17 protein-coding genes and 1 tRNA gene are annotated in these 22,359 nt (G+C 66.8%); 10 read left to right on the top strand and 8 right to left on the bottom strand.

All coding sequences use genetic code 11. From position 1 onward, the window contains the following. Positions 1–40: 40 nt before the first annotated feature. Together ASG37_RS16120 and ASG37_RS16115 are read right to left on the bottom strand one after the other, a co-directional pair. Entirely contained in the window at positions 41–1,042 is a 1,002-nt protein-coding gene (locus ASG37_RS16120; RefSeq protein ID WP_235525286.1) for a glycosyl hydrolase, read from the bottom strand. A gap of 71 nt (positions 1,043–1,113) precedes the next feature. After that, positions 1,114–4,395, bottom strand: coding sequence for a TonB-dependent receptor (locus tag ASG37_RS16115; RefSeq protein ID WP_055762751.1), 3,282 nt, complete (start codon positions 4,393–4,395; stop codon positions 1,114–1,116). A 192-nt stretch (positions 4,396–4,587) separates the two neighbouring features. Here ASG37_RS16115 and ASG37_RS16110 point away from each other — a divergent pair, with 192 nt between their 5' ends. Genes ASG37_RS16110 through ASG37_RS16100 form a run of 3 tightly spaced genes read left to right on the top strand, consistent with a single transcriptional unit; the run spans position 4,588 to position 8,908 of the window. Further along, positions 4,588–6,081: a tryptophan halogenase family protein gene (locus ASG37_RS16110; RefSeq protein ID WP_268795751.1), complete on the top strand. Its 1,494-nt coding sequence runs from the start codon at positions 4,588–4,590 to the stop codon at positions 6,079–6,081. Further along, complete coding sequence (locus ASG37_RS16105; RefSeq protein ID WP_055762748.1) at positions 6,078–7,397, top strand: tryptophan 7-halogenase; 1,320 nt, start codon at positions 6,078–6,080, stop codon at positions 7,395–7,397. Before ASG37_RS16110 ends, ASG37_RS16105 begins: the two co-directional genes overlap by 4 nt. Continuing rightward, positions 7,394–8,908: a tryptophan halogenase family protein gene (locus ASG37_RS16100; protein WP_055762744.1), complete on the top strand. Its 1,515-nt coding sequence runs from the start codon at positions 7,394–7,396 to the stop codon at positions 8,906–8,908. The genes ASG37_RS16105 and ASG37_RS16100 overlap by 4 nt, the downstream gene beginning before the upstream one ends. A gap of 179 nt (positions 8,909–9,087) precedes the next feature. On the opposite strand, the gene ASG37_RS16095 is transcribed toward ASG37_RS16100, so the two are convergent. Next, the gene (locus tag ASG37_RS16095; protein WP_055762741.1) at positions 9,088–10,098 is read right to left on the bottom strand and encodes a cupin-like domain-containing protein; all 1,011 of its coding nucleotides are present in this window, start codon (positions 10,096–10,098) and stop codon (positions 9,088–9,090) included. 232 nt (positions 10,099–10,330) lie between these two features. Here ASG37_RS16095 and ASG37_RS16090 point away from each other — a divergent pair, with 232 nt between their 5' ends. Then, the gene (locus ASG37_RS16090) at positions 10,331–12,457 is read left to right on the top strand and encodes a prolyl oligopeptidase family serine peptidase (RefSeq protein WP_055762739.1); all 2,127 of its coding nucleotides are present in this window, start codon (positions 10,331–10,333) and stop codon (positions 12,455–12,457) included. 307 nt (positions 12,458–12,764) lie between these two features. Next, complete coding sequence (gene guaA, locus ASG37_RS16085; RefSeq protein ID WP_055762736.1) at positions 12,765–14,321, top strand: glutamine-hydrolyzing GMP synthase; 1,557 nt, start codon at positions 12,765–12,767, stop codon at positions 14,319–14,321. Positions 14,322–14,933: 612 nt separating this feature from the next. Here the strand turns inward: guaA and ASG37_RS16080 are convergent. Continuing rightward, positions 14,934–15,009: transfer RNA gene (locus tag ASG37_RS16080), tRNA-Ala, on the bottom strand. 244 nt (positions 15,010–15,253) lie between these two features. Between ASG37_RS16080 and ASG37_RS16075 the strand changes: the two genes are divergently transcribed. Continuing rightward, positions 15,254–16,450, top strand: a complete 1,197-nt coding sequence (locus ASG37_RS16075; RefSeq protein ID WP_055762733.1) for a DUF2171 domain-containing protein — start codon at positions 15,254–15,256, stop codon at positions 16,448–16,450. A gap of 89 nt (positions 16,451–16,539) precedes the next feature. Next, positions 16,540–17,529, top strand: a complete 990-nt coding sequence (locus ASG37_RS16070; protein ID WP_082448577.1) for an NADP-dependent oxidoreductase — start codon at positions 16,540–16,542, stop codon at positions 17,527–17,529. A gap of 105 nt (positions 17,530–17,634) precedes the next feature. Here ASG37_RS16070 and ASG37_RS16065 read toward each other — a convergent pair whose 3' ends face one another. From ASG37_RS16065 to ASG37_RS16050, 4 genes are read right to left on the bottom strand one after another with little or no spacing between them, the layout of a single operon-like run. Then, positions 17,635–17,814 (bottom strand): phage terminase small subunit-related protein, encoded by a 180-nt coding sequence (locus ASG37_RS16065; protein WP_055762730.1) that lies wholly within the window; start codon positions 17,812–17,814, stop codon positions 17,635–17,637. Positions 17,815–17,824: 10 nt separating this feature from the next. Continuing rightward, positions 17,825–18,274 carry a YaiI/YqxD family protein gene (locus ASG37_RS16060; RefSeq protein ID WP_082448589.1) on the bottom strand — a complete coding sequence of 150 codons (450 nt, stop codon included), beginning with the start codon at positions 18,272–18,274 and terminating at the stop codon, positions 17,825–17,827. Then, the gene (locus ASG37_RS16055) at positions 18,274–18,738 is read right to left on the bottom strand and encodes a GreA/GreB family elongation factor (protein WP_055762723.1); all 465 of its coding nucleotides are present in this window, start codon (positions 18,736–18,738) and stop codon (positions 18,274–18,276) included. Before ASG37_RS16055 ends, ASG37_RS16060 begins: the two co-directional genes overlap by 1 nt. Beyond that, positions 18,738–19,619 carry a neutral zinc metallopeptidase gene (locus tag ASG37_RS16050; RefSeq protein ID WP_055762721.1) on the bottom strand — a complete coding sequence of 294 codons (882 nt, stop codon included), beginning with the start codon at positions 19,617–19,619 and terminating at the stop codon, positions 18,738–18,740. Before ASG37_RS16050 ends, ASG37_RS16055 begins: the two co-directional genes overlap by 1 nt. Before the next feature lie 129 nt (positions 19,620–19,748). On the opposite strand from ASG37_RS16050, the gene ASG37_RS16045 reads away from it, so the two are divergent. From ASG37_RS16045 to ASG37_RS16035, 3 genes are read left to right on the top strand one after another with little or no spacing between them, the layout of a single operon-like run. After that, complete coding sequence (locus tag ASG37_RS16045) at positions 19,749–20,909, top strand: patatin-like phospholipase family protein (protein WP_055762717.1); 1,161 nt, start codon at positions 19,749–19,751, stop codon at positions 20,907–20,909. A 3-nt stretch (positions 20,910–20,912) separates the two neighbouring features. Beyond that, positions 20,913–21,698, top strand: coding sequence for a 3-hydroxybutyrate dehydrogenase (locus ASG37_RS16040; protein WP_055762714.1), 786 nt, complete (start codon positions 20,913–20,915; stop codon positions 21,696–21,698). Positions 21,699–21,705: 7 nt separating this feature from the next. Beyond that, positions 21,706–22,347, top strand: coding sequence for a DUF4893 domain-containing protein (locus ASG37_RS16035; RefSeq protein ID WP_235525285.1), 642 nt, complete (start codon positions 21,706–21,708; stop codon positions 22,345–22,347). Positions 22,348–22,359: the final 12 nt, after the last annotated feature.

The raw sequence follows: 22,359 nt of genomic DNA, 5'->3' as shown, positions 1-22,359 counted from the left end.
GTCGCCGCACGACGAGCGGCCCCGCCCGCCGGTTCCGCCGCTACCGCGACAGGCTGCGCGGCAGTTCGTCCTTCGTCACATAGCGCTCCGAGTTGTAATAGGCCTTCAACCGCGCCGCCGTGTTCTGCGCCGGATCGGTCAGCCAGCGGGTGTGCCACGTCATGAACCACAGCCAGTCGGCCTGTGGTCCCAGCGTCGCCGGATCGGGGACGGGGCCGTTCTCGTGCAGGCAGATCGGCACGCTGTCGCCGACGATGGCCTTTACCTGCTGGAACATCGGCGCGAGATTGCCATGATCCTCGACATAGATGTCCGCGCCCGCGACATCGACATAGCGCCGGCCGGGGTAATAGCGCGGATCGACATTCTGCCCCGCCCAGCCGAGCACCCAGATCAGATTGTCCAGCTTCCGCTCATGGACATAATAGTCGTACATCATCCGCCACAGGCCCTTGAACGCCTCCGGCCCGTGCTTCCCCCACCAGAACCAGTCGCCGCCGAATTCGTGGAACGGCCGCCACAGCACCGGCACCTTGCGGTCGCGCAGTTGTTGCAGCAGGTCGGCGGTCTGCGCCATCTGCGCGCGCATCGCCACATTCTGCGGCGTGCCCGGCGTCAGCGCCTTGGGCACGTCGAAATCCTTTTTCGAATTCTCATACCCCGTGCCGATGTCGGGCGCGCCCCAATGCCAGCAGATGGTCGCGATCCCGCCCGACTTCACCCATTCGGTCGCACGGCGGTTCACGTTCGCATTGTCGTTGGGATCGATATAGTCGAGCCCGAGGATTGCCGGCAGCTTGCCCGTGGTCCGCTCGATATAGGTCAGTTCGGCCCGCTGCCCCCCGCTATCCTCGAAGCCTTCCTGCTGCCCGGTCAGCGTGCGCTTGCCATATTGCGACCAGAGATAGGCATAGAGCGCCTTCGCCTCGCGCGAGGCGGCGGGGTTGCTGAGCCTGCGGGGCGACGCCGCCTGCGCGTCGAGCGATATGGCAAGGCCGAGCGCCGCCGCCCCGACCATGGTGTCGCGTCGGTTGAGCCGCATATCGTCCTCCTGTGGATACAAAAAAAGGGCGGGCGATCCGGTGAAGGATCGCCCGCCCCGTCAAACCGTCGTCACAGGGTCAGACGGACCGAGATCGAATATCGACGATCGTTGATGAAGGCCGCCTTCTTCGATCGCACGATTTCACCGTCTTCGTCTGCGTAGAGGCCAAAGGACGTGCGCGTGACTTCGTTCAGGATGTTGCTGACCTGCAGGCCGATCTTGAACTGATCGTTGACCGTGTAGAACAGCGACCCATCGAGCTGGCCGGTCGCTTCGTTATAGTTCGGCAGGAACGGGAAGCAGCAGTCGCGCACCGAGATCAGGTACGACGAGCGCCAGCTATACGCCATGCGGGCATAGATGCCGTATTTGTCGTAGAATCCGGCGACGTTGACGTTGTGCTTCGACAACTGCGTCAGCGGCAGGTTGTCGTACAGGCCATCGACCTGGCCCGGCGGACGTGCGCCATCGCCCGCGCCATTAGCGGCGGTCGTGTTCGGGAACTTGCCGGTATCGACGAAGGTATAGGTCGCCTGCATGCCAAGCCCGGACAGCGCACCCGGCAGGAACTCGTAGGTCTGCTGATACGACAGTTCCACACCCTTAATATCTGCCGATCCGTCGGTGTTCGCCGGACCGTTGACGACTACCGGATAGGTCTGGCCATTGTTGCTGACGTTCAGGATCGACTGGCTGTTATAGTCGATCAGGTTGGTCAGCCGCTTGAAGAACGCCGCCGCGGTAATCGATCCGACCCGGCTGAAATACCATTCCGCCGTCAGGTCGGCCTGCTTGGCCTCGACCGGCTCGAGAAACGGGTTCTGCGAATTGGCCGAGAAGAACAGCGTGTTGGCAGGGGTTCTGTCAGGGTTTACGCCGATGAAGGCACGCAGGTTGCCGAAGTTCGGCCGCGAGATTGCCTTCGACGCTGCCAGACGGAACTGGAGCTGTTCGGTCGCCTTGAAGCGCAGGTTAATGCTGGGCAGCCAGTGATCGAACCGGTTGCGCCCGACATATGGCGCGGATCGACCGTTCGAGAAAGCAAGCGCTGCCTGCTGTTGGGCTGGACTCAAGAAACAGATTGCCTGTTGCTGCTGACCCGCAGGCAATACTCGGGCGCAGGTTTCGGCAAGTGTGAACACGCGACCGGTGCTCTGCTCGACAAAAGCTGTGAAGACCGCGTTTGAGCTCGGTGCGGTCAGCGCGCCGAACGAACGGTCGAGCGTGTTTACGTAGCGAACGCCGATGTTGCCGTCGAACGACGAGGTGCTGCCAGTATCAAATCCGAAGTCCAGTCGGGCATAGCCGGATATGGTCGACTCCGAGTTCTGGTAGATCTGGTTGGGGCAGAAGTATGTGTTAATCTTTGCAGCATTGTTGTCGCAGGCGCGGTCCTCGACCGGGGTGTAATTGCCGCCGCCCGCGCGAGTAACCTGACGCAGCAGGGCTTGGCTGGCCTTGTAATCGAGCAGCAGGTCCGGATTCAGGAAGTTGGCGATCGGCACCGCCGGCACGTCGCCGCGGAAGAAATCGTTGAACCCGGCCGCCCGATAGTTCGACGGATCAATGGTGGCAAAGGTCTGCGCACCGCCGCCAGTCCACGTCTCGGACGGTGCGCCCCAGTTGTTGTACGCATTGTTGCGAACGGTCTGATCGCGATCGGCGTAACGCCCACCGACGCGCAGGCGACGCAGGAATCCGGTGTCCGACAAGTCGTATTCGGCATCGGCGCGGAAGGCCCATTCCTCGCCGTTGTTGTCGTTGAGGTCGCTGAACGCATCGCGGAAGTAGATGCTGTTCGGATTGGTGAAATATTCCGACGCGCTGGGACGGCGACCGTTGTAGTTCGGCACGTCACCGATCGTGAAGCCGACGACCGGGATGCGACCCGACGTGTCGAGCGAGATGTTCGACCAGGTGCCGGTATCAATGATGTTGTCGAACGACGTGAGCTTGGACTTTACATACTGACCGTCGAAGTTGAAGCGTAGCCGGTCGCTCGGCGTCACCTTGAAGTTCAGCGAGTAATCGTCGGTCTGCGCTTCGCTGGCGGTCGCGCGGTTGGAGAAGGTTGTGAAGATACCACCAGACTGGAAGTTGTTCAGCCGACCATAGCCGCCGCCGCCGGGGATATTGCCTTCCTTGAAACCGCCGGGACGGTTGATGTTGCCGCTGACGAACACGCCGTTGTCATCGAACACATATTGCGTGCCAGGCTGCGGGAAGGTCGCGTTGACGTCGCCATAATAGACGTTGGGTTCGATCGTGCGCTCGACCCAGCTGTTCTTGCCGTTGGTGCGCAGGAACTGGGCAGTGGCGATCACTTCGTCACCCGGCGTCGCGAACTGAAGCGCCGCCGAGATGCCATAGCGTTCGCGGTTAAAGTCCTGATTACGCACGCCAGCGCCGACCGGCGCGTAGCAGCGGTTCAGAGCAGTCCCGCAATTGAAGGTGTCGGTGGTCGTCGACTGGTACGGCGACCCGGCGTTGAACGTCCGCGTGCCGGTGAAGCGTTCCAGCGGTGCGGCGACAAACGCCGAATGCGACTGCGAGAACAACTGCGAATAGGTGCCCGACACCAACAGGCCGACGCGCGATCCACCCGGCAGTTCCCACTGGTTGGAATACAGGCCAGTAAAGGTAGGCGCCGACTTGTCGATCAGGTCGGCATAGTTGATTTCGCCCGACACATAGATCAGCCGCTTCTTCGAATCGAACGGCTTGCGGGTGTTGATGTTGACCGTGCCGGCGATGCCGCCTTCGATCAGGTCGGCGGTCAGGTTCTTGAACACCTCGACCGAACCGACGAGTTCGGGCGCCACGTCGTTGAAGCCGATCTCGCGCCCGCCCGAGGTCGAGAAGGTGTCGCGACCGTTGAATTCACCACGCACGAACGACAGGCCGCGGATAACGACACCCGAACCCTCGACCGAGAAGTGGGCGGAATCTTCCGCCGCCGCGAAGCGGGTGATGGCGACGCCGGGAACGCGCTGGAGCGCTTCGTTGACCGAACGGTCGGGCAGCGCGCCGATGTCCTCGGCGGTGATCGCGTCGACCACGGTCGCGCTGTCGCGCTTGATGTCCTGCGCCTTGGCGAGCGAGGCGCGGATGCCGGTGACGATGATCTCGTCGCCCGACTCGGCGCTGTCGTCCTTGGCGGTCGACGGCTGGTCGGTCGGGTTGGCCGGCGCGCCGGTCGGCGTTTCGGTCGCGGTCGAGGTCTGCGATTCCGGCGCGACCGTATCCTGTGCCCACGCACCCTGTGCGACGAGCGCCAGCGCGAGTGCCGATGCACCGCCAGCCGACTTCAGAAACTGCGTATAAGACAAGCGCGTGCGCTCGGTAGCCATGACGTCCTCCCCTGCAGGCCGGTCTGATGCCGGCTGCCACCCTGTCGCGACCTGCCAACCGGGCGTCGCGTGACGGTCTGCTTATGCTTTCTGACACCGTCAGACAATCGGCCAAACCCAATTTGCTTTCGTTATTACGGATGATTGTTGTCAGCGTTGTCTTTTTGCCACAACCTGCCGCCGGAGAGAGACGTGGACAAGGCACTGATCGAAGTCGTGATTGTCGGCGGGGGCACCGCCGGATGGATGGTGGCCGCCGCGCTGGCGCGCCATCTGGGCGGGGCCGTGCGTGTCCGCCTGATCGAATCGGCCGAGATCGGTATCGTCGGCGTGGGCGAGGCGACGCTGCCGCACATCCGCCAGTTCGTCACCCGCCTCGGCATCGACGAGGGCGCGTTCATGGCCGCGACCGATGCGACCTATAAGCTCGGCATCGCGTTCGAGGATTTCGGCGCGCTCGGCGATCGCTACGTCCATCCCTTCGGCACGTTCGGCCGCGATCTCGCCGGAGTCGGCTTCCACCATTTCTGGCTGCGCGCCGCCGCTGACGGCCGCAACACCCCGATCGGCGCCTATTCGCTGGGTGTCGCGGCGGCGGAGTCGTGCCGCTTCGCGGTCCCGCGCGACGACGATCTCTCGCTCGCTGCCAGCTATGGCTATGCCTATCAGTTCGACGCGACGAAGTTCGGCCCGTTCCTGCGCGCCTTCGCCGAACCTTTGGGTGTCGAGCGGACCGAGGCGAAAGTCGTCTCGGTCGATCGCGATTCCGCCAGCGGCAACGTCACCACGCTCCACCTCGACAGTGGCGAAGCGATACACGGCGACCTGTTCATCGACTGTTCGGGGTTCCGCAGCCTGCTGCTGGGGCAGACGATGGGGGAGGCGTGGGAGGACTGGTCGCACTGGCTGCCGTGCGACCGCGCCGTCGCGGTTCCCTGCGCCTCGCCGCCGGGCGAGATCGAGCCCTATACCCGCGCCACCGCGATGGCGGCGGGCTGGCGCTGGCGCATCCCGCTGACCAGCCGGGTCGGCAACGGCTATGTCTTTTCTTCCGCGCATCTCGATGAGGATGCCGCCACCGCCGCGCTGCTCGGCGCGATCGAGGGGCCGCCGCTCGCCGACCCGCGCGTGCTGCGGTTCAAGGCGGGGCGACGCGCGCGAAGCTGGGTCGGCAACGTCGTCGCGGTCGGTCTCGCCTCGGGCTTTCTCGAACCGCTCGAATCGACCTCGATCTACCTCGTCCAGATGGCGATCGCCCGGCTGATCGAGCTGTTCCCGGTCGATGGCGGCGACGATGCCGACCGCGCCGAATTCAATCGGCTGGTCGACATGGAATATGATCGCATCCGCGACTTCCTGATCCTCCATTATCACGCCACCCGCCGCAGCGATTCGTCGTTCTGGAACCATGTCCGCACCATGGAGGTGCCCGATACGCTTGCAGCCAAGCTCGACCTGTGGCGCGCGACCGGGCGGGTCGAACGCTATGGCGAGGGGCTGTTCTTTGAGCCGAGCTGGATCGCGGTCTATCTGGGGCAGGGGGTGATCCCGGCGGGCTACGACCCGCGCGCTGACATCCCACCCGATGCCGCGCTGGCGCGGGCGTTGCAGGGTTTGCAGGGCGAGATCGCTGCAAGCGTCGCGGCGATGCCCGGCCACGCCCACGCGCTGGGTCGGCGACCATGAACCGCCGCACCCCGCCCGCCACGATCGCGGTGGTCGGCGGCGGACAGGTCGCGCTGCTCGCCGCCTGCGCGCTCGCCCGCACGCTGCCCGTCGCGCGCGTCCGCCTGCTGCCCACGCCGGTCCCGCCGCACGCCATGGCCGATCGGGCGCACGGCGCGCTGCCGTCGCTCGCCCGGCTGCACGACCGGATCGGCATCGACGAAGCCGGGCTGCTCGCCCGCGCCGGGGCCAGCCACCGCCTCGCCACGCGCCATGATGGTGGCTGGCGTTCAGACGGCCGCGACTGGTGGATCGGCCACGGCGCGGTCGCCGATCCCGCCGCGCACGGCTGGACCGGCCGCGATACGACGGGCGCGACCGGCCCCAGCGGCCCCGCCGTCGCGCTGGCGCTGGCCGAACGCTTCGCGCCTGCCGCCGACGATCCCGCCTCGCCGCTCAGCGACATCGACCATGGCCTGCGCTGGGCACCCGAAGCCTATCGCCGCCATCTGGCGTCGCTTGCCCGCCACCTCGGTGTCGTGATCGAGGCGCCGGGCGATACCGTGCCCGACGCGGTCGACGCCGATCTGGTGATCGATGCGACCGGGCGGCGCGGCGACGACTGGATCGACTGGTCGGCCGAGCTGCCGATCGACCGCGTCGCCATCGCCCATGCCGATCCGGCGCTGTCGCTCGCCGATCATGTCACGCTGGACGACACCGCGCTCCACCTGATCTCGCCCGGCCGCGACGTCACCCGCCGCGTGACGATGCGCCACGGCGGCGAGGGCACCGAAATCGCCAGCGGGCGACGCCGGAACCCGTGGACTGGACGGATCGTCGCGCTGGGCGATGCCGCCGCGCTGCTCCCGCCGCTGGGGCACACCAATCTCGCGCTCGCCGCGCAGGCGATCGACCTGCTCGTCGAACTGCTGCCGGGGCGTGACATCCATCCGCTCGAACGTGCCGAATATAATCGCCGCGCGGGGCAGGCGGCCGATGCGGCACGCGATTTCGTCGCCGCGCATCTGGTCGCCCTGCCCGAAGGCCACCCCTTGCGCAGTCGGCCCTCGCCGTTGCTCGCGCTGCGGCTGCGCGAATTCGCCCGCCGCGCCCGTCTGCCGCATGTCGAGGAGGATTTCCTGCCCCGCGATCTGTGGACGCAACTGCTGACCGGCATCGGCATTCCCCCCGGCACGCCCGCGCACCTCGCCGCCGCCGACCCCGCCGTTACCGCCGCCGCGCGCACCGCGCAGGCGCAGCGCAGCACACAGGCGGTGGCGCTCGCCGAACCCTATCCGCTATGGCTCGCGCGCACATTGGGAGAGCGTGGATGAGCGAAGCGGCAGCGCCGATCGAATCGGTGGTGATCGTCGGTGGCGGCACCGCCGGCTGGATGGCGGCGGCGGCGGCCTCGCGCTACCTGAACAACGGGCGGCGCAGCATCACGCTGGTCGAATCCGACGCGATCGGCACCGTCGGCGTGGGCGAGGCGACGATCCCGCCGATCCTGCAATTCAACGGTCTGCTCGGCATCGACGAAAAGGAGTTCGTCGCCAAAACCGGCGCGACGTTCAAGCTCGGCATCGAATTCGTGAACTGGGGCGGGGTGGGGGAGCGCTATCTACATCCCTTCGGCACGATCGGCCGCGATTTCGAAGGGGTGGCGTTCCACCAGCACTGGCTGAAACACCGCCGCGCCGGCGGCATGGCCGATTTCGAGCGTTTCTCGATGTCGGCGCAGGCCGCCGCCGCGCATCGCTTCGCAGCCCCGGTGTCTGATCCGCGCAGCCCCGCGTCGCAGCTCGCCTACGCCTATCATTTCGACGCCGGCCTCTATGCCAAATTCCTGCGCGAGCGCGCCGAGGGGCAGGGCGTCCGCCGGGTCGAGGGCCGTATCGCCTCGGTCGAGCGCGATGGCGAGAGCGGGCATGTCACCGCGCTCGTCCTCGACGACGGCCGGCGGGTCGCGGGGCAGTTCTTCATCGACTGTTCGGGCTTCCGCTCGCTCCTGTTGGGTGAGACGCTGGGGGTGGGCTATCGCGACTGGTCGCACTGGCTGCCGTGCGACCGGGCGATCGCGGTGCCATCGCAGCGCACCGATCCGCTGCTGCCCTATACCCGCGCCACCGCGCGCGAGGCGGGCTGGCAATGGCGCATCCCGCTCCAGCACCGCACCGGCAACGGCCATGTCTATTCCAGCGGCTTCACCACCGACGATCGCGCGCAGGAAATCCTCCTCGCCAATCTCGACGGTGCCCCCACCGCCGATCCGCGCCGGCTGTCGTTCAAGGCCGGGGTGCGCGAAAAGCTGTGGGAGAAGAACGTCGTCGCGCTGGGCCTGTCGGGCGGGTTCCTCGAACCGCTCGAATCGACCTCGATCCACCTGATCCAGACCGGCATTTCCAAGCTGTTCTGGCTGTTCCCCGATACCGCCCATGCCGAGGTGGAGCGGCGCGAATACAACCGGCTGATGTCCGAACAGTTCGACTATATCCGCGACTTCATCATCCTGCATTACAAGGCGACGACGCGCGCCGACACGCCGTTCTGGCAATATGTCCGTGACATGCCCATCCCCGACACGCTGGCGCACAAGATCGAGCTGTTCCGTGAGAAAGGCCGCATCCTGCGCTACGACCATGACCTGTTCGAGGTGCCGAGCTGGGTATCGGTGATGTTCGGGCAGGGCATCTGGCCGACGGGCCATGACGCGGTGGCGGACTCGCTCGACGAGGCGCTGGTCGCCGGGACGATGGAGCGCATGGTCGCCGCCTATGCCGATCTGGCGCAGCGCATGCCGCCCCACGCCGACCATGTCGCCCGCACCGCGCCGATGCGGGGGTAGGGGCCGGATCGAAAGCGCCGCCCTCCGTCGTCACCCCGGACTTGTTCCGGGGTCCACCCAGCCGCCTACGTTGTCGATCGTGCCTCGGGCGGCATCGATCGCCGCGCCGTGGACCCCGGAACAGGTCCGGGGTGACGATGCGGCCATGACTGTCGTTTCCGGCCTGACGCAACCGCACGCTACCCCAAAGCCCGGCGCAGATACGCCCGCATCGCCTGCTCCCGTGCCGGCGACGGCGGGCCCGCCACCCCTTGCGCATGCGGCGGCAGATGGTCGGCACTGGTCGCCGCATCGGCGCGGAACACATACTGGTCGAACCACACCCCCCATGCCGCGCGCTGCGGCGCGGGCAGGTCGCGGATCGCCAGCATCGCGTGCAGCATCGCGGCGAACGGCGATCCGGCGGGCGGCTGGTTGTACCAGTAGTTGACGAGGATGTTGACCGGATCGAGCGCCTCGACCGCATGCCACCACAAGGTCGGCACGAAGATCGCGTCGCCCGGCTCCAGCACCACGCTCAGCGCCTGTTCCATCGCGTGCGCGAAACGCGGATAGCGTTCGAGATCGGGGGCGGCCAGATCGACCATGCTCACCGGCTGCCCGGCGATCGTCACGTCGAGCGGCCCGACATACAGGTCGGGCGTGGCAGCGGGCGGGAACAGCGTGAAGCGCCGCCGCCCCATCGCCACCACCGCGACATTGTCCGACACGTCGTAATGCGCCGCCACCCGCGTCTTGTTGCCGACCCAGATGCGCGGCGGCCCATCGGGACGGGCCAGCGGCATCGGATGCGCCTCGGCAAAGCCCGGCAGGTGCTGCGCGGTCGGTGCCGATCCGGCATAGAGGCCGGGCGGGCTCGCCTCGCCCGCCAGCGCGATCAGCTCGCCCATCAGCGTCGACAGCGGCGCGCGCTCGACCTTGAAATTGAACCCGCGCAGCGCATCGTTATAGAAGAACCGCCCGCCGACTTCCGCCGGCGCGCGCATCACATGCGTCGGTTCGCCCCGGTCGTAGCGCGCGAGCAGTTCGGCCGCCGCCGGTGCCCCCTCGCGCCCGGCCCGCACCAGCGGCCAGTCGGCGACGAGGCCGCGCAGCACCACCGGTTCGTACGCCGCGCCATGCGTCGTCGCGAAGTCCGCCGCGTCGCTGGCCGGCACCTCGCGCACCCGTCCCGTGGGGGTCCAGTCCATGGCCTGCTCCTCAACCCGTTGCGCCGATCGCCGGTCCGCTATCGCGCGCGATGCCGCCGGCAGGCAAGCGCCAATGACAACGTCGGCCAAAAGGACAAGCCGTTGCAACCACGTCGCAAAGCCACGTTGACGATATGCTGTATCCTCCCCCTTGCACCGAAGCCGCCATGGCGTATCCTGCACCGGTAACGCCGGATACTGGTCCGGCACCGTTTCCGTCGCTGGAGCCCGAATGTACCGTCATGCCCTTGTCGCGATCGCCTGCCTGATGAGCACCACCGCCGCCGTGGCCCAGACCATCGCCTATCCCGAAACGCGGACCGTGCCCCAGGTCGACGAACAGTTCGGCGTGAAGGTCGCCGATCCCTATCGCTGGCTGGAGAACGACGTCCGTAACGATCCGCAGGTGGCGGCATGGGTCGCGGCGGAAAACAAGGCGACTGACGCCTATCTGTCCACGCTGCCCGGCCGCGACATCTTCAAGCGCCGGCTGACCGCGCTGTTCGATTACGAACGCTTCGGCGTGCCGAACCGTGAAGGCGGCCGCTATTTCTACAGCCGCAATTCGGGGTTGCAGAACCAGTCGGTCCTCTATGTCCGCGACAGCCTGACCGGTCCCGGCCGCGTGCTGATCGATCCCAATGGCTGGTCGAAGGACGGCGCCACCGCGCTTGCCGAATGGTCGCCGTCGAAGGACGGCAAGAAGCTGCTCTATTCGATCCAGGACGGCGGCAGCGACTGGCGCAAGCTGCGCGTCCTCGACGTCGACACCGGCCGCATCCTCGACGACCAGATCGACTGGGTGAAATACGGCCTGACCGCGTCATGGGCCAAGGATGGATCGGGCTTCTATTATTCGCGCTTCCCGACGCCGGAGAAGGGGCAGGAGTTCCAGAGCCAGAACCTCAACAGCCGCCTGTATTTCCACAAGCTCGGCACGCCGCAGAGCGCCGACCGGCTGGTCCATGAACGCCCCGACCAGCCGAAATACACGCTGTCGCCCAGCGTCACCGACGATGGCCGCTGGCTGGTGATCGGCATCGATGGTCCGGGCAACCACGCCGAATATGCCGTGGTCGACCTGACCAAGCCCAACGATCGCCCGCGCACGATTATCAACACCGACGATGTCGACTGGGGCCTGTCGGGGGCGAAGGGTAACACGCTCTATTTCACCACCACCCAGGGCGCACCCCGCCTGCGCGTCGTCGCGATCGACCTGACGTCGCCCACACCCACCCCGCGCGAAGTGGTGGCCGAGGACAAGGCGGTGCTGGGCGGCGCGAACCTCGTCGGGCAGCGGCTGTTCGCGACCTATCTGGTCGACGCCAAGACCGAGGTGCGGCGCTTCACCCTCGACGGCAAGCCCGACGGCACGATCGCCTTGCCCGGCATCGGCACGGTCGGCGGGGTGGGCGGCGACCTCGACGACAACGAAGGCTTCTTCGCTTTCTCCAGCTTCGCGACGCCGACGACCATCTATCGCTACGACGTCGCCACCCGCGCGGTGACGCCATGGGCGCAACCCAAGGCGGCGTTCGACCCGGCGCGATATGACGTGCGCCAGCGCTTCTACACCTCGAAGGACGGGACGAAGGTCCCGATGTTCATCGTGCGCGCCAAGGACGTGACCGGCCCCGCGCCGACATTGCTCTATGCCTATGGCGGGTTCAACATCCCGGTCCTCCCCGGCTTCTCGCCCGGCCGCATCGCGTGGCTGGAGCAGGGCGGAGTGCTCGCGGTCGCCAACATCCGCGGCGGCGGCGAATATGGCAAGGCGTGGCACGACGGCGGCAAGCTGCTCAACAAGCAGAATGTGTTCGACGACTTCATCGGCGCGGGCGAGGACCTGATCGCGCAGGGGATAACCGGCAAGGGCCAGCTCGCCATTCAGGGCGGCTCGAACGGCGGCCTGCTGGTCGGCGCGGTCGTCAACCAGCGGCCGGACCTGTTCGCCGCCGCCCTCCCGGCGGTGGGGGTGATGGACATGCTGCGCTTCGACCGGTTCACCGCCGGGCGGTACTGGGTCGATGACTATGGCGTGCCGGCCAAGGAGGCGGATTTCCGCAACCTGCTGGCCTATTCGCCCTATCACAACGTGAAGGCGGGCGTGACCTATCCCGCGATCCTCGCCACCACCGCCGATACCGACGACCGCGTGGTGCCGGGCCACACCTTCAAATACACCGCGATGCTGCAATCGAAGGACATCGGCCCCAAGCCGCACCTCGTCCGCATCGAAACCCGTGCCGGCCACGGCTCGGGCAAGCCGACCGACAAGGTGATCGAGGAAACCGCCGACCTCTGGGCATTCATCGCCAAATGGACCGGCATGCAGGTGAAGCCGATCGGGCAGTAAGGGTTCTGGTTCACGCGAAGGCGCGAAGGGCGCGAAGAAAGCAGAAAAACAAGAGAGTTTGTTCGCGCAGAGGCGCAGAGGCGCGGAGGGGTTGCGATCGCGGCAACCCTTCCGCCGCGCCAGCGGCCTTCAAGCTCGTGCCAACAGCGGGAACGTCTCCCGATCGCGAGACATTCGCCCTGATCGCAACCTCTCTGCGCCTCTGCGCCTCTGCGCGAAAAACCCTTCTTCCTTCTCCTTCGCGCCTTCGCGTGAAACCCAAACCCAAAGGGCTGGCACACCCCCCAAGCTCTGCTATCGGGACACGATGCAAGAGACCCCCGATTCCATCCTGATCGTCGACTTCGGCAGCCAGGTGACGCAGCTCATCGCCCGTCGCGTCCGCGAGGCCGGCGTCTATTCCGAGATCGTGCCGTTCCAGAAGGCCGACGAAGCCTTCGCCCGCATGGCGCCAAAGGGCGTGATCCTCTCGGGCGGCCCCGCCTCGGTCTGTGACGAAGGCTCCCCCCGCGCCCCGCAGGCGATCTTCGACTCCGGCGTGCCCGTCCTCGGCATCTGCTACGGCCAGCAGGTCATGACCGAGCAACTCGGCGGCAAGGTCGAGAAGGGCCATTCGGGCGAATTCGGCGAAGCCTATGTCGAGGTGGCCGAAACCTGCGGCCTGTTCGACGGCCTGTGGGCGACGGGCGAGCGGCATCAGGTGTGGATGAGCCACGGCGACAAGGTCGCGGCGATCGCGCCCGGCTTCCACGTCGTCGCGACCAGCCCCGGCGCGCCGTTCGCGATCATCGCCGACGACGCCCGGCGCTATTACGGCGTGCAGTTCCACCCGGAGGTGTTCCACACCCCCGATGGCGCGAAGCTGATCGCCAATTTCGCGCGCCATGTCTGCGGGCTGTCGGGCGACTGGACGATGGCCGAGTTCCGCGACCTCAAGATCGCCGAAATCCGCGAACAGGTCGGCTCGGCCAAGGTCATCTGCGGCCTCTCGGGTGGCGTCGACAGCTCGGTCGCGGCGCTGCTGCTGCACGAGGCGATCGGCGACCAGCTCACCTGCGTGTTCGTCGACGGCGGCATCCTGCGCATGGGTGAGGCCGAACAGGTCGTCAGCCTGTTCCGCGGCCATTACAACATCCCGCTCGTCCACGTCGACGCGCAGGACCTGTTCATGGACGGCTTGGCGGGCGTCACCGACCCCGAAGCCAAGCGCAAGTTCATCGGCAAGACCTTCATCGACGTGTTCGAGGCGGAGGCGAACAGGATCGGCGGCGCGGACTTCCTCGCGCAAGGCACGCTCTACCCCGACGTGATCGAGAGCGTCAGCTTCACCGGCGGGCCATCGGTCACGATCAAGAGCCACCACAATGTCGGCGGCCTGCCCGAGCGCATGAATATGAAGCTGGTCGAACCGCTGCGCGAGCTGTTCAAGGACGAGGTCCGCGCGCTCGGCCGCGAACTCGGCCTGCCCGACATCTTCGTCGGCCGCCACCCGTTCCCCGGACCCGGCCTCGCCATCCGCATCCCCGGCGAAGTGACCCGCGAGCGCTGCGACATCCTGCGGAAAGCCGACCAGATCTACCTCGACGAGATCCGCGCGGCGGGGCTGTACGACACCATCTGGCAGGCGTTCGCGGTGCTGCTGCCGGTGCGCAGCGTCGGCGTGATGGGCGACGGGCGCACATACGACAATGTGCTGGCGCTGCGTGCCGTCACCTCGACCGACGGCATGACCGCGCAGGCGTTCCAGTTCCCCGGCGACTTCCTGCCGCGCGTTGCCACCCGCATCATCAACGAGGTGAAGGGCATCAACCGCGTCACCTACGATTACACCAGCAAGCCGCCCGGCACGATCGAGTGGGAATGAAGCGGAGAGGCAATCGCCCGGGGGGCGATTGACCCCGCTTCATTCGCCTCGCGCAAGCGAGGTGCTGAGGAGGACTCAAATCGCCCGGGGGGCGATTTGTGCTTCGTCATCCGGCCCGCGATAGCCGGCCGGGGTGGGCGCAAGACGTATGCTCCGGCAATATCTACCGATCCCTGCATATTGCCGCACGAGATAGAATCGCACCGCCCCCATCTCGTCACCCCGGACCCGTTCCGGGGTCCACCGTGCGGCGAGCGCTGACGCTCGAAGTTCGGGCGATGCCTTTGCGGGTCGGTGGACCCCGGAACAGGTCCGGGGTGACGAAGCGCCGTCGGCCATCGGCTGTCCTACACGCGAGGTTCACGCCATACCCGAACCGCCGGCGGCCAGACCCGCCGGTTCTTTCCCATCGTCGACCCGCGCGAAAAGCCCCACGACCGGGCAAAGGCAACACCGCCACGAACACGCCGTTAGTGTAAACTTTGTAAACTTTGGACCACGCAATCCTGCCGCCCGGCACGAACAACAACCCGCAACCCACGGAAAACCAACGCTATCCCGAAAACCACCCCGATCCCGAGCGAATCCCGCTCAAAGGCATCGGCGGCGGGGTGGTGGAGCTGAGGGGAATCGAACCCCTGACCTCTGCAGTGCGATTGCAGCGCTCTCCCATCTGAGCTACAGCCCCGCCCCTTATCCGGCCATCGGCCGGGGCCGCCGCTTTAGCCGGCCCCACAGACCGATGCAACGGCCCAGTTGGATTTTCCGCACCGATTTCCCGACCAAAACGACAGGGCGCAACCGCGATGTATCTCGTCGCACGCGCCACCGTGCGCCGGAACCAACGCCGCCATCGTCCTTTGTGATGTTACGACGCGGCAGCATCGGGCTGCTGCGCCGCAACAATATCGTGCAAGTGCAGGAGATACTCCATGGCGTACGATCGCTATACCCGTAACGACGAACGGTCGCAGGGCGGCCGTTACCGGAATGAAGATCGCTCGAACAACCGCGATGATCGCAACGACCGCGGCGGTGGTTCCTTCGGCGGCGGTGGCGGTTCCTACGGATATGGCGGTTCGTCATGGCAGGGTGAGGATCGCGGTGGCCGCGACAACTATGGCCAGAGCCGCGATTACTATGGCGGCCGTCAGGACGAACGCGGTGATCGCTACGGCAGCAACTATGGCAGCGAGCGCAGCCAGAGCGGTGATCGCGGTTATGGCAACCGCGACCAGTCGCGCGGACCGGCACAGGGCGGCAATTATCGCGGCAGCTACGCCAGCGACGGCCATCGTTTCGCCGACTATCGCCCCAACGACCGCGACGACAACCGCAACCGGGACGAGTATCGCGGCCGCGAGCGCAACGAACGCCCGGATTACGATAGCGACGACCGTGGCTTCCTTGCCCGCGCTGGCGACGAGGTCCGCTCGTGGTTCGGCGATGAGGAGGCGGAGCGCCGCCGCGAACGCGATCAGCGCTATGACGAACAGATGGCGCGCTATGACGAACGTCACAGCGACCACGCCTATCGCTCGTGGCGCGACACGCAGGTCAGCGCGTTCGACCGCGACTATGACGAATATCGTCAGGAAAACTCGACCAAATTCCAGAACGAGTTCAGTGCCTTCCGCACCGAACGCCAAGGCCAGCGCGACAGCCTGACCCGCGTGCAGGAGCATCAGGAAGTGGTCGGCTCGGACGGCGAGCATGTCGGCACCGTCGACAAGGTGCGCGGCGATCGTATCATCCTGACCAAAACCGATGTCGACGCCGGTGGCCACCACCACTCGATCCCGTCGCGCTGGGTCCAGACTGTCGACGACAAGGTGACGCTGCGCAAGACCAAGGCTGAAGCGCAAAGCGCATGGCGTGACGAGGAGCAGAACCAGGCGCTGTTCAACGATCGCGGCCAGTCGCAGCAGCGCAGCTACGGCAACGACCGGTTCGGCAGCGGCGACAATGATTCGGATCGCAACCGCTACGGCGCGTCGGCGACCACCGGTCAGGCGCTGAATGCCGGCACCTCGACCACCGCCGGCACCGGCATCGGCGGCAACACCGATACCAGCGCGACCGGCAGCAGCGATACGAACCTCAATCGCAGCTTCTCCGGCACCTATTGATCGGCTGTCCTACACCGGCTGAACAGGGCAGGGGGTCCGGGCAACCGGGCCCCCTCGCTTGTTCGGCGATTCAAGAAAGAACGCTCACGATGGCGCAAGCCTGGAACCTGATCCACCGCCCCAAGGGCCTGCCGACCCACGCCGATTTCGCGTTGCGCGCCCTCGACAACCGCGACCTTGCCGATGGCGAAGTCCGTATCGCCAACCGCTGGCTGTCGGTCGATCCCTATATGCGCGGGCGGATGAACGACACGAAAAGCTATGTCCCGCCATTCGTGCTCGACGAACCGATGACCGGCGGCGCGGTCGGCGAGGTGATCGAGAGCCGCGCCGACACGCTGCCGGTCGGCACCCGCGTCCAGCACATGGCCGGCTGGCGCGACGAAGCGATCCTTCCCGTCGATCAGGCGCAACGCCTGCCCGACGGTGACATCCCGATGCAGGCCTATCTCGGCGCGCTCGGCATGCCCGGCATGACCGCGTGGTTCGGCCTGCTGGCGGTCGCCGAGGCCAAGGCTGGCGACACGGTGTTCGTCTCCGCCGCCGCCGGCGCGGTCGGATCGAGCGTGGTACAGATTGCCAAGGCCAAGGGCATGACCGTCATCGGATCGGCCGGCGGGCCTGACAAGGTCGACTGGGTCCGCTCGCTCGGCGCCGACTCGGTGGTCGATTACAAGGACGACGTGCCGCTGGTGAAGGCACTGGCCGAAGCTGCACCCAATGGCATCGACGTCTATTTCGACAATGTCGGCGGCGATCATTTCGACGCGGCGCTGGCCCATGCCAATCAGAACGCGCGCTTCGCGGTCTGCGGGATGATCGACGGCTACAACGCCTCCGAACCGGTCGCCTTGCGCTATCTGATGCGGATCATCTCGCAACGCGTCCGTATCCGCGGCTTCATCGTCAGCGACTTCCTGTCGCGCATCGCCGAATTCCATCAGGGCATGGGCGAGATCGTCGCGAACGGTCGGTTCCAGCGTGAGGAAACCGTGGTCGAGGGGCTGGACGCCATGCCCGACGCCTTCCTCGGCCTGTTCTCCGGCAAGAACCGCGGCAAGATGCTGGTGAAGATGTGAATACTCCCCTCCCTGTCTAGGGAGGGGCTGGGGGTGGGTTGGTCCGCGAGGGAACGTCGCGATTGCCTCAAACCGACCCCTTCCTTGTCAGGAAGGCGGGGAAGGTCAGCGCAGCTTCGCGATCTTCAACCCGTCGTCCTTCGCCCGGTCCCTGACCGATTCCTCGCTGCGGGTCAGCGCCTTGGCGATGGCCTTCAGCGCCATGCCCTTGCCGGCCAGTTGATGCAGTTTCTGGATCTCGTCCGGCCGCCATGGCTGGCGGTGACGCTCGAACTTCTCGGCCATGACAGGCTCCTCACAGGGTCCGCTGAAGCCGCACCACGGCAGCATCGAGCGATTGCAGAAAACGCGAGCGGTCGGCCTTGGCGAAGGGTGCCGGGCCACCAAGCTGGTCGCCGCCCGCGCGCAAATCGGCCATGATCGCCCGCGTCGCGATGGCGCCGCCGATCGATGCGCCGGTGAACGGCTTGCCATTGGGCGCGAGGACACTCGCCCCGGCTTTCAGGCACCGGTCGGCGAGCAGGATGTCGGCGGTCACGACGACACAATGCCGGTCGGCCGCCTCCGCGATCCAGTCGTCGGCGGCATCGAACCCGTCCGACACGATCACCCGTTCGACGAACGGCAGCGGCGGCACGCGGAACGCGCTGTTGCTGACGATCTTGACCGCCGCGCCATGGCGCTGCGCCACGCGGTACACCTCGTCCTTCACCGGGCAGGCATCGGCATCGACGAGGATGCGGATCACGGTTCGATCGCTTGGCTGTCGATCACCTCGATCGCATCGGCCCGCCCGGCGAAGTCGGCGGTTTCCCCCGCCATCAAGCCCGTCAGCGCCACCGCCAGCGGCGCGGTGAAGGCAACCCGCCCCGCCGCCGGATCGGCCTCGTCGCTGCCGACCAGCTCGATCGTCTTTTGCTGACCGTTCAGCCGATAGGTGACGCGCGATCCGAAGGCGACCTCGTCGGTCGGCGGCGGCGCGATCTCGGCGGTCGAATGGCGCGTCCGCCAGTAGCGCAGGTCGCGTTTCAGCGCCGTTTGCCGCTCGGCGTTGCTTTCCGCCGCAAGGTCATGCTCCAGCCGCGCGACCTGCTCGGCCATCGCCGCCAGTCCCCGCCGCGTGACGAGATTGGGGCCGGGAGGCAGCGGCAGTTCGAAGCGCGGTTCCTTATGCTCGTCGTCATCCTCCCGCCGGAACGCAACGCTCATCAGATCGCACCCGAGAAGGTGTCGCACTGCGCCGGATCGCCGGTCTGATAGCCCCGGTTCAGCCAGCTACGCCGCTGGGCCGACGTGCCATGGGTGAAGCTTTCGGGCGAAGCGTTGCTACCTTGCAGCGTGTCGTCGCCGATCGCCTCGGCCGCCTTCAGCCCTTCCTCCAAATCGCCCGGCTCCATCCGCCCGCTGCGCTTGCCCCAGACGCCGGCATAGCAATCGGCCTGAAGCTCGAGGCGGACCGATTGGGCATTGCCCTGCGCCTTGGGCAGCGACTGTTGCGCGCGGCTGACGGCTTCGGCCTGTCCGGTCAGATTCTGGATATGATGGCCGACCTCGTGCGCGACGACATAGGCCTGTGCGAAGTCGCCGCCCGCGCCGAACCGCTGCGACAATTCGCGGAAGAAGCCGGTGTCGAGGTACACGCCGCGATCGGGCGGGCAATAGAACGGCCCCATCGCCGATTGCGCCGCGCCGCAGCCCGACCGGCCATTGTCCTGATAGAAGCGCAACCGCGGCGGCGCATAGGTCTGCCCCTGCTGCGCATAGATTTCGCCCCATACCTGCTCGGTCGATTTGAGCACGCGGCAGGCGAACAGTTCCTCGGCGGTGTCGCACGGCACGTCGCCCTGCGCCGACCCCTGCTGCTGCTGCGTGGGAGCGCTGCTCCCGCCGCCCAGCATGCCGCCACCGCCCGAGAACAACAGGAACGCGACCCCGACGATCGCAAGGATGCCGATCGTTCCGCAGCCAAGGCCGCGCCCGAGCAGCAGCGGCAACAGGCCGAACAGGTTGAAGCCGCTCCCGCCAAGACCGCCGCCGCCACGGCCAAGATCGTCGACGTTGCTGGATGGATCGAGATCGTCGAGGCGCATGGGCGGCGGTCCGGTTCGTTAAAGCTGCGTATTGAAATGCGCGAAGGGGCACGCGCGTTGCAACCCTCGCCGATGAAATCGGTTGTACGGGCATTGAACCCCTGCACGAGAACGCACAAGGTGCCCGCGATGGCCGAAGCCGACCCCCGCCCGCGCCGCGCCGCACTCCCCGGACTGCCGCTTCCCGACTGCGTCGCACTGGTGTTGCAGGGTGGCGGCGCGCTCGGCAGCTATCAGGCCGGCGTGATCGAGCGGCTGGGCGAGGCGGGCGTCGAGATCGACTGGGTCGCCGGCATCTCGATCGGCGCGATCAATGCCGCGATCGTCGCGGGCAATCCGCCCTCCGCCCGTGTCGAACGCCTGCGACAGTTCTGGAACCAGGCGGGGGGCGTGCTGCCGTGGTTCCCGATCCTGCCCGACGACCAGGTGCGCGAATGGGTGCATGAATGGTCGGCGGGCGTGGTGTTGGCGACCGGGGTGCCGGGCTTCTTCCGCCCGCGCATGCTCGCGCCGCAGTTCGCCCCGCCCGGCACGCCCGCCGCGCTCAGCTATTACGATACGACCCCCTTGCGCGAGACGCTCGACACGCTGGTCGACTGGGATCTGGTCAACGATGGACCGGTGCGCCTGTCGGTCGGCGCGGTGGATATTGAGAGCGGCAATTTCGTGTATTTCGACAGCGCGCGCGAACGGCTCGACGCGCGCCATGTCATGGCATCGGGGGCATTGCCGCCGGGGCTGCCCCCGGTCGAGATCGACGGGCGGTGGTATTGGGACGGCGGCCTCGTCAGCAATACGCCGCTCACCCATATCCTCGACCATCAGCGCGATCCGATGCTGGTGTTCCAGGTCGATCTGTTCGCCGCCGAAGCCACGATGCCGCGCACGATCGGCGACGTGGTGGCGCGCGAAAAGGAAATCCGCTTCTCCAGCCGCACCCGGCAGGTATCGGCCGAACGGCTGCATCTGCGGCAGGAACGCGAACTGATCCGCCGTCTGGTCGCCCGCCTGCCCGCCGACCTGCGCGACGATGCCGACGTCCGCGCGCTGGAGGCGCTGGCCGACGAACACCCCTTAAGCCTCGTCCATCTGATCTACCGCGCCAATGCGTGGGAGGGCGGGGCGCGCGACTATGAATTTTCGGCACGGGCGATGGAGGAGCATTGGGCCGCCGGCCGTGCCGCCATCGCCGAGACGATGGCCAATGCGCAGGTCGTCGCCGCCAATATCGTCGACGGGCGGACCGCCGCGTTCGACCTCACCCCCAATCCCCACAAGCGCCAAGGATAGTTCATGTTCCTGAAGGGCAAGACCGCGATCGTCACCGGCTCCACCTCGGGCATCGGCCTCGCCTATGCCAAGGCGTTCGCCGCCGAGGGCGCGACGGTCGTCATCAACGGCTTCGGTGACGCCGACGCGATCGAGAAGGAACGTACCGCGCTGGCGGCGGCGAGCGGCGCGGAAGCGCGCTACGACGCGGCCGACATGACCAAGCCCGATCAGATCGCGGCGATGGTCGATCACGCAGCGGCGGAGTTCGGATCGGTCGACATCATCGTCAACAACGCCGGTATCCAGCATGTCGCGAAGATCGAGGATTTCCCCGTCGACAAATGGGACACGATCCTCGCGATCAACCTGTCGTCGGCGTTCCACATGATCCGCGCCGCCGTGCCGCACATGAAGAAGGCGGGCTGGGGCCGGATCATCAATACCGCGTCGGCGCACAGCCTTGTCGCCAGCCCCAATAAATCGGCCTATGTCACCGCCAAGCACGGGCTGGCTGGGCTGACCAAGACGGTCGCGCTCGAAGTCGCGACCTGCGGCATTACCGCCAACTGCATCTCGCCCGGCTATGTCTGGACCCCGCTGGTCGAACAGCAGATCCCCGACACCATGGCCTCGCGTGGCCTTACCCGCGAGCAGGTGATGAACGACGTGCTGCTGGCGGCGCAACCGACCAAGGAATTCGTCACCGCCGAACAGGTCGCGTCGCTCGCGCTCTATCTCTGCCGCGACGAAGCAAAGGCGATCACCGGCACCAATTTGTCGATCGACGGCGGCTGGACGGCGGCGTGACGATCGCATGACGCGCTACGCAACGATTCCGGCCCTGTGCCTCGGGGCGATGCTGGGGGCCTGCGGGGGCGGGGGGGCACCGGTCGCATCCGCCGCCGCCACGCCGCCACCCCCGGTCCGCGACGACTGGCGGCGGGTGGCGACGCCGAACGATCGCGACCGGTTGCGGCGCTGGCGCGATGCGTGGCTGGCGGCGCTGCCCCGCGCCCGTGCCGCCGATGCCGCCGGCGTCGCGGCGCAGGGCGTGTTGTTCGATCCCGACCGGCGACTGGCAGGGGACGCTCCGGCTGGTCGCTACCGCTGTCGGGTGTTCAAGCTGGGTGGGGTGGGCACCGCGTCACGCGACTTCACCGCCTATCCGGCGTTCGATTGCCGGATTGACGATGAGGGATCGGTGCGCAGTTTCTACAAGCTTAGCGGGTCGCAGCGGCCGGTGGGACTGTTGTTTGCCGATGGTGACCGCACCGTGTTCCTCGGTACGCTGCTGCTCGGCGACGAGCGGGCGGCGCTGCAATATGGGCAGGACCGCGACCGCGACATGGTCGGCTGGCTGGAGCGGGTCGGAGAGCGGCGCTGGCGGCTGGTGCTGCCCTATCCGCGGTTCGAATCGACGCTCGACGTGATCGAACTCATCCCCGCCGAGGAGTAAGGGGAAGGGCGG

Origin of the sequence: Sphingomonas sp. Leaf407, assembly GCF_001425385.1 — a bacterium.
Classification (GTDB): domain Bacteria; phylum Pseudomonadota; class Alphaproteobacteria; order Sphingomonadales; family Sphingomonadaceae; genus Sphingomonas.
Note: the sequence above shows the minus strand (reverse complement) of the source record. Positions and strands in the feature narration are given on the sequence as shown.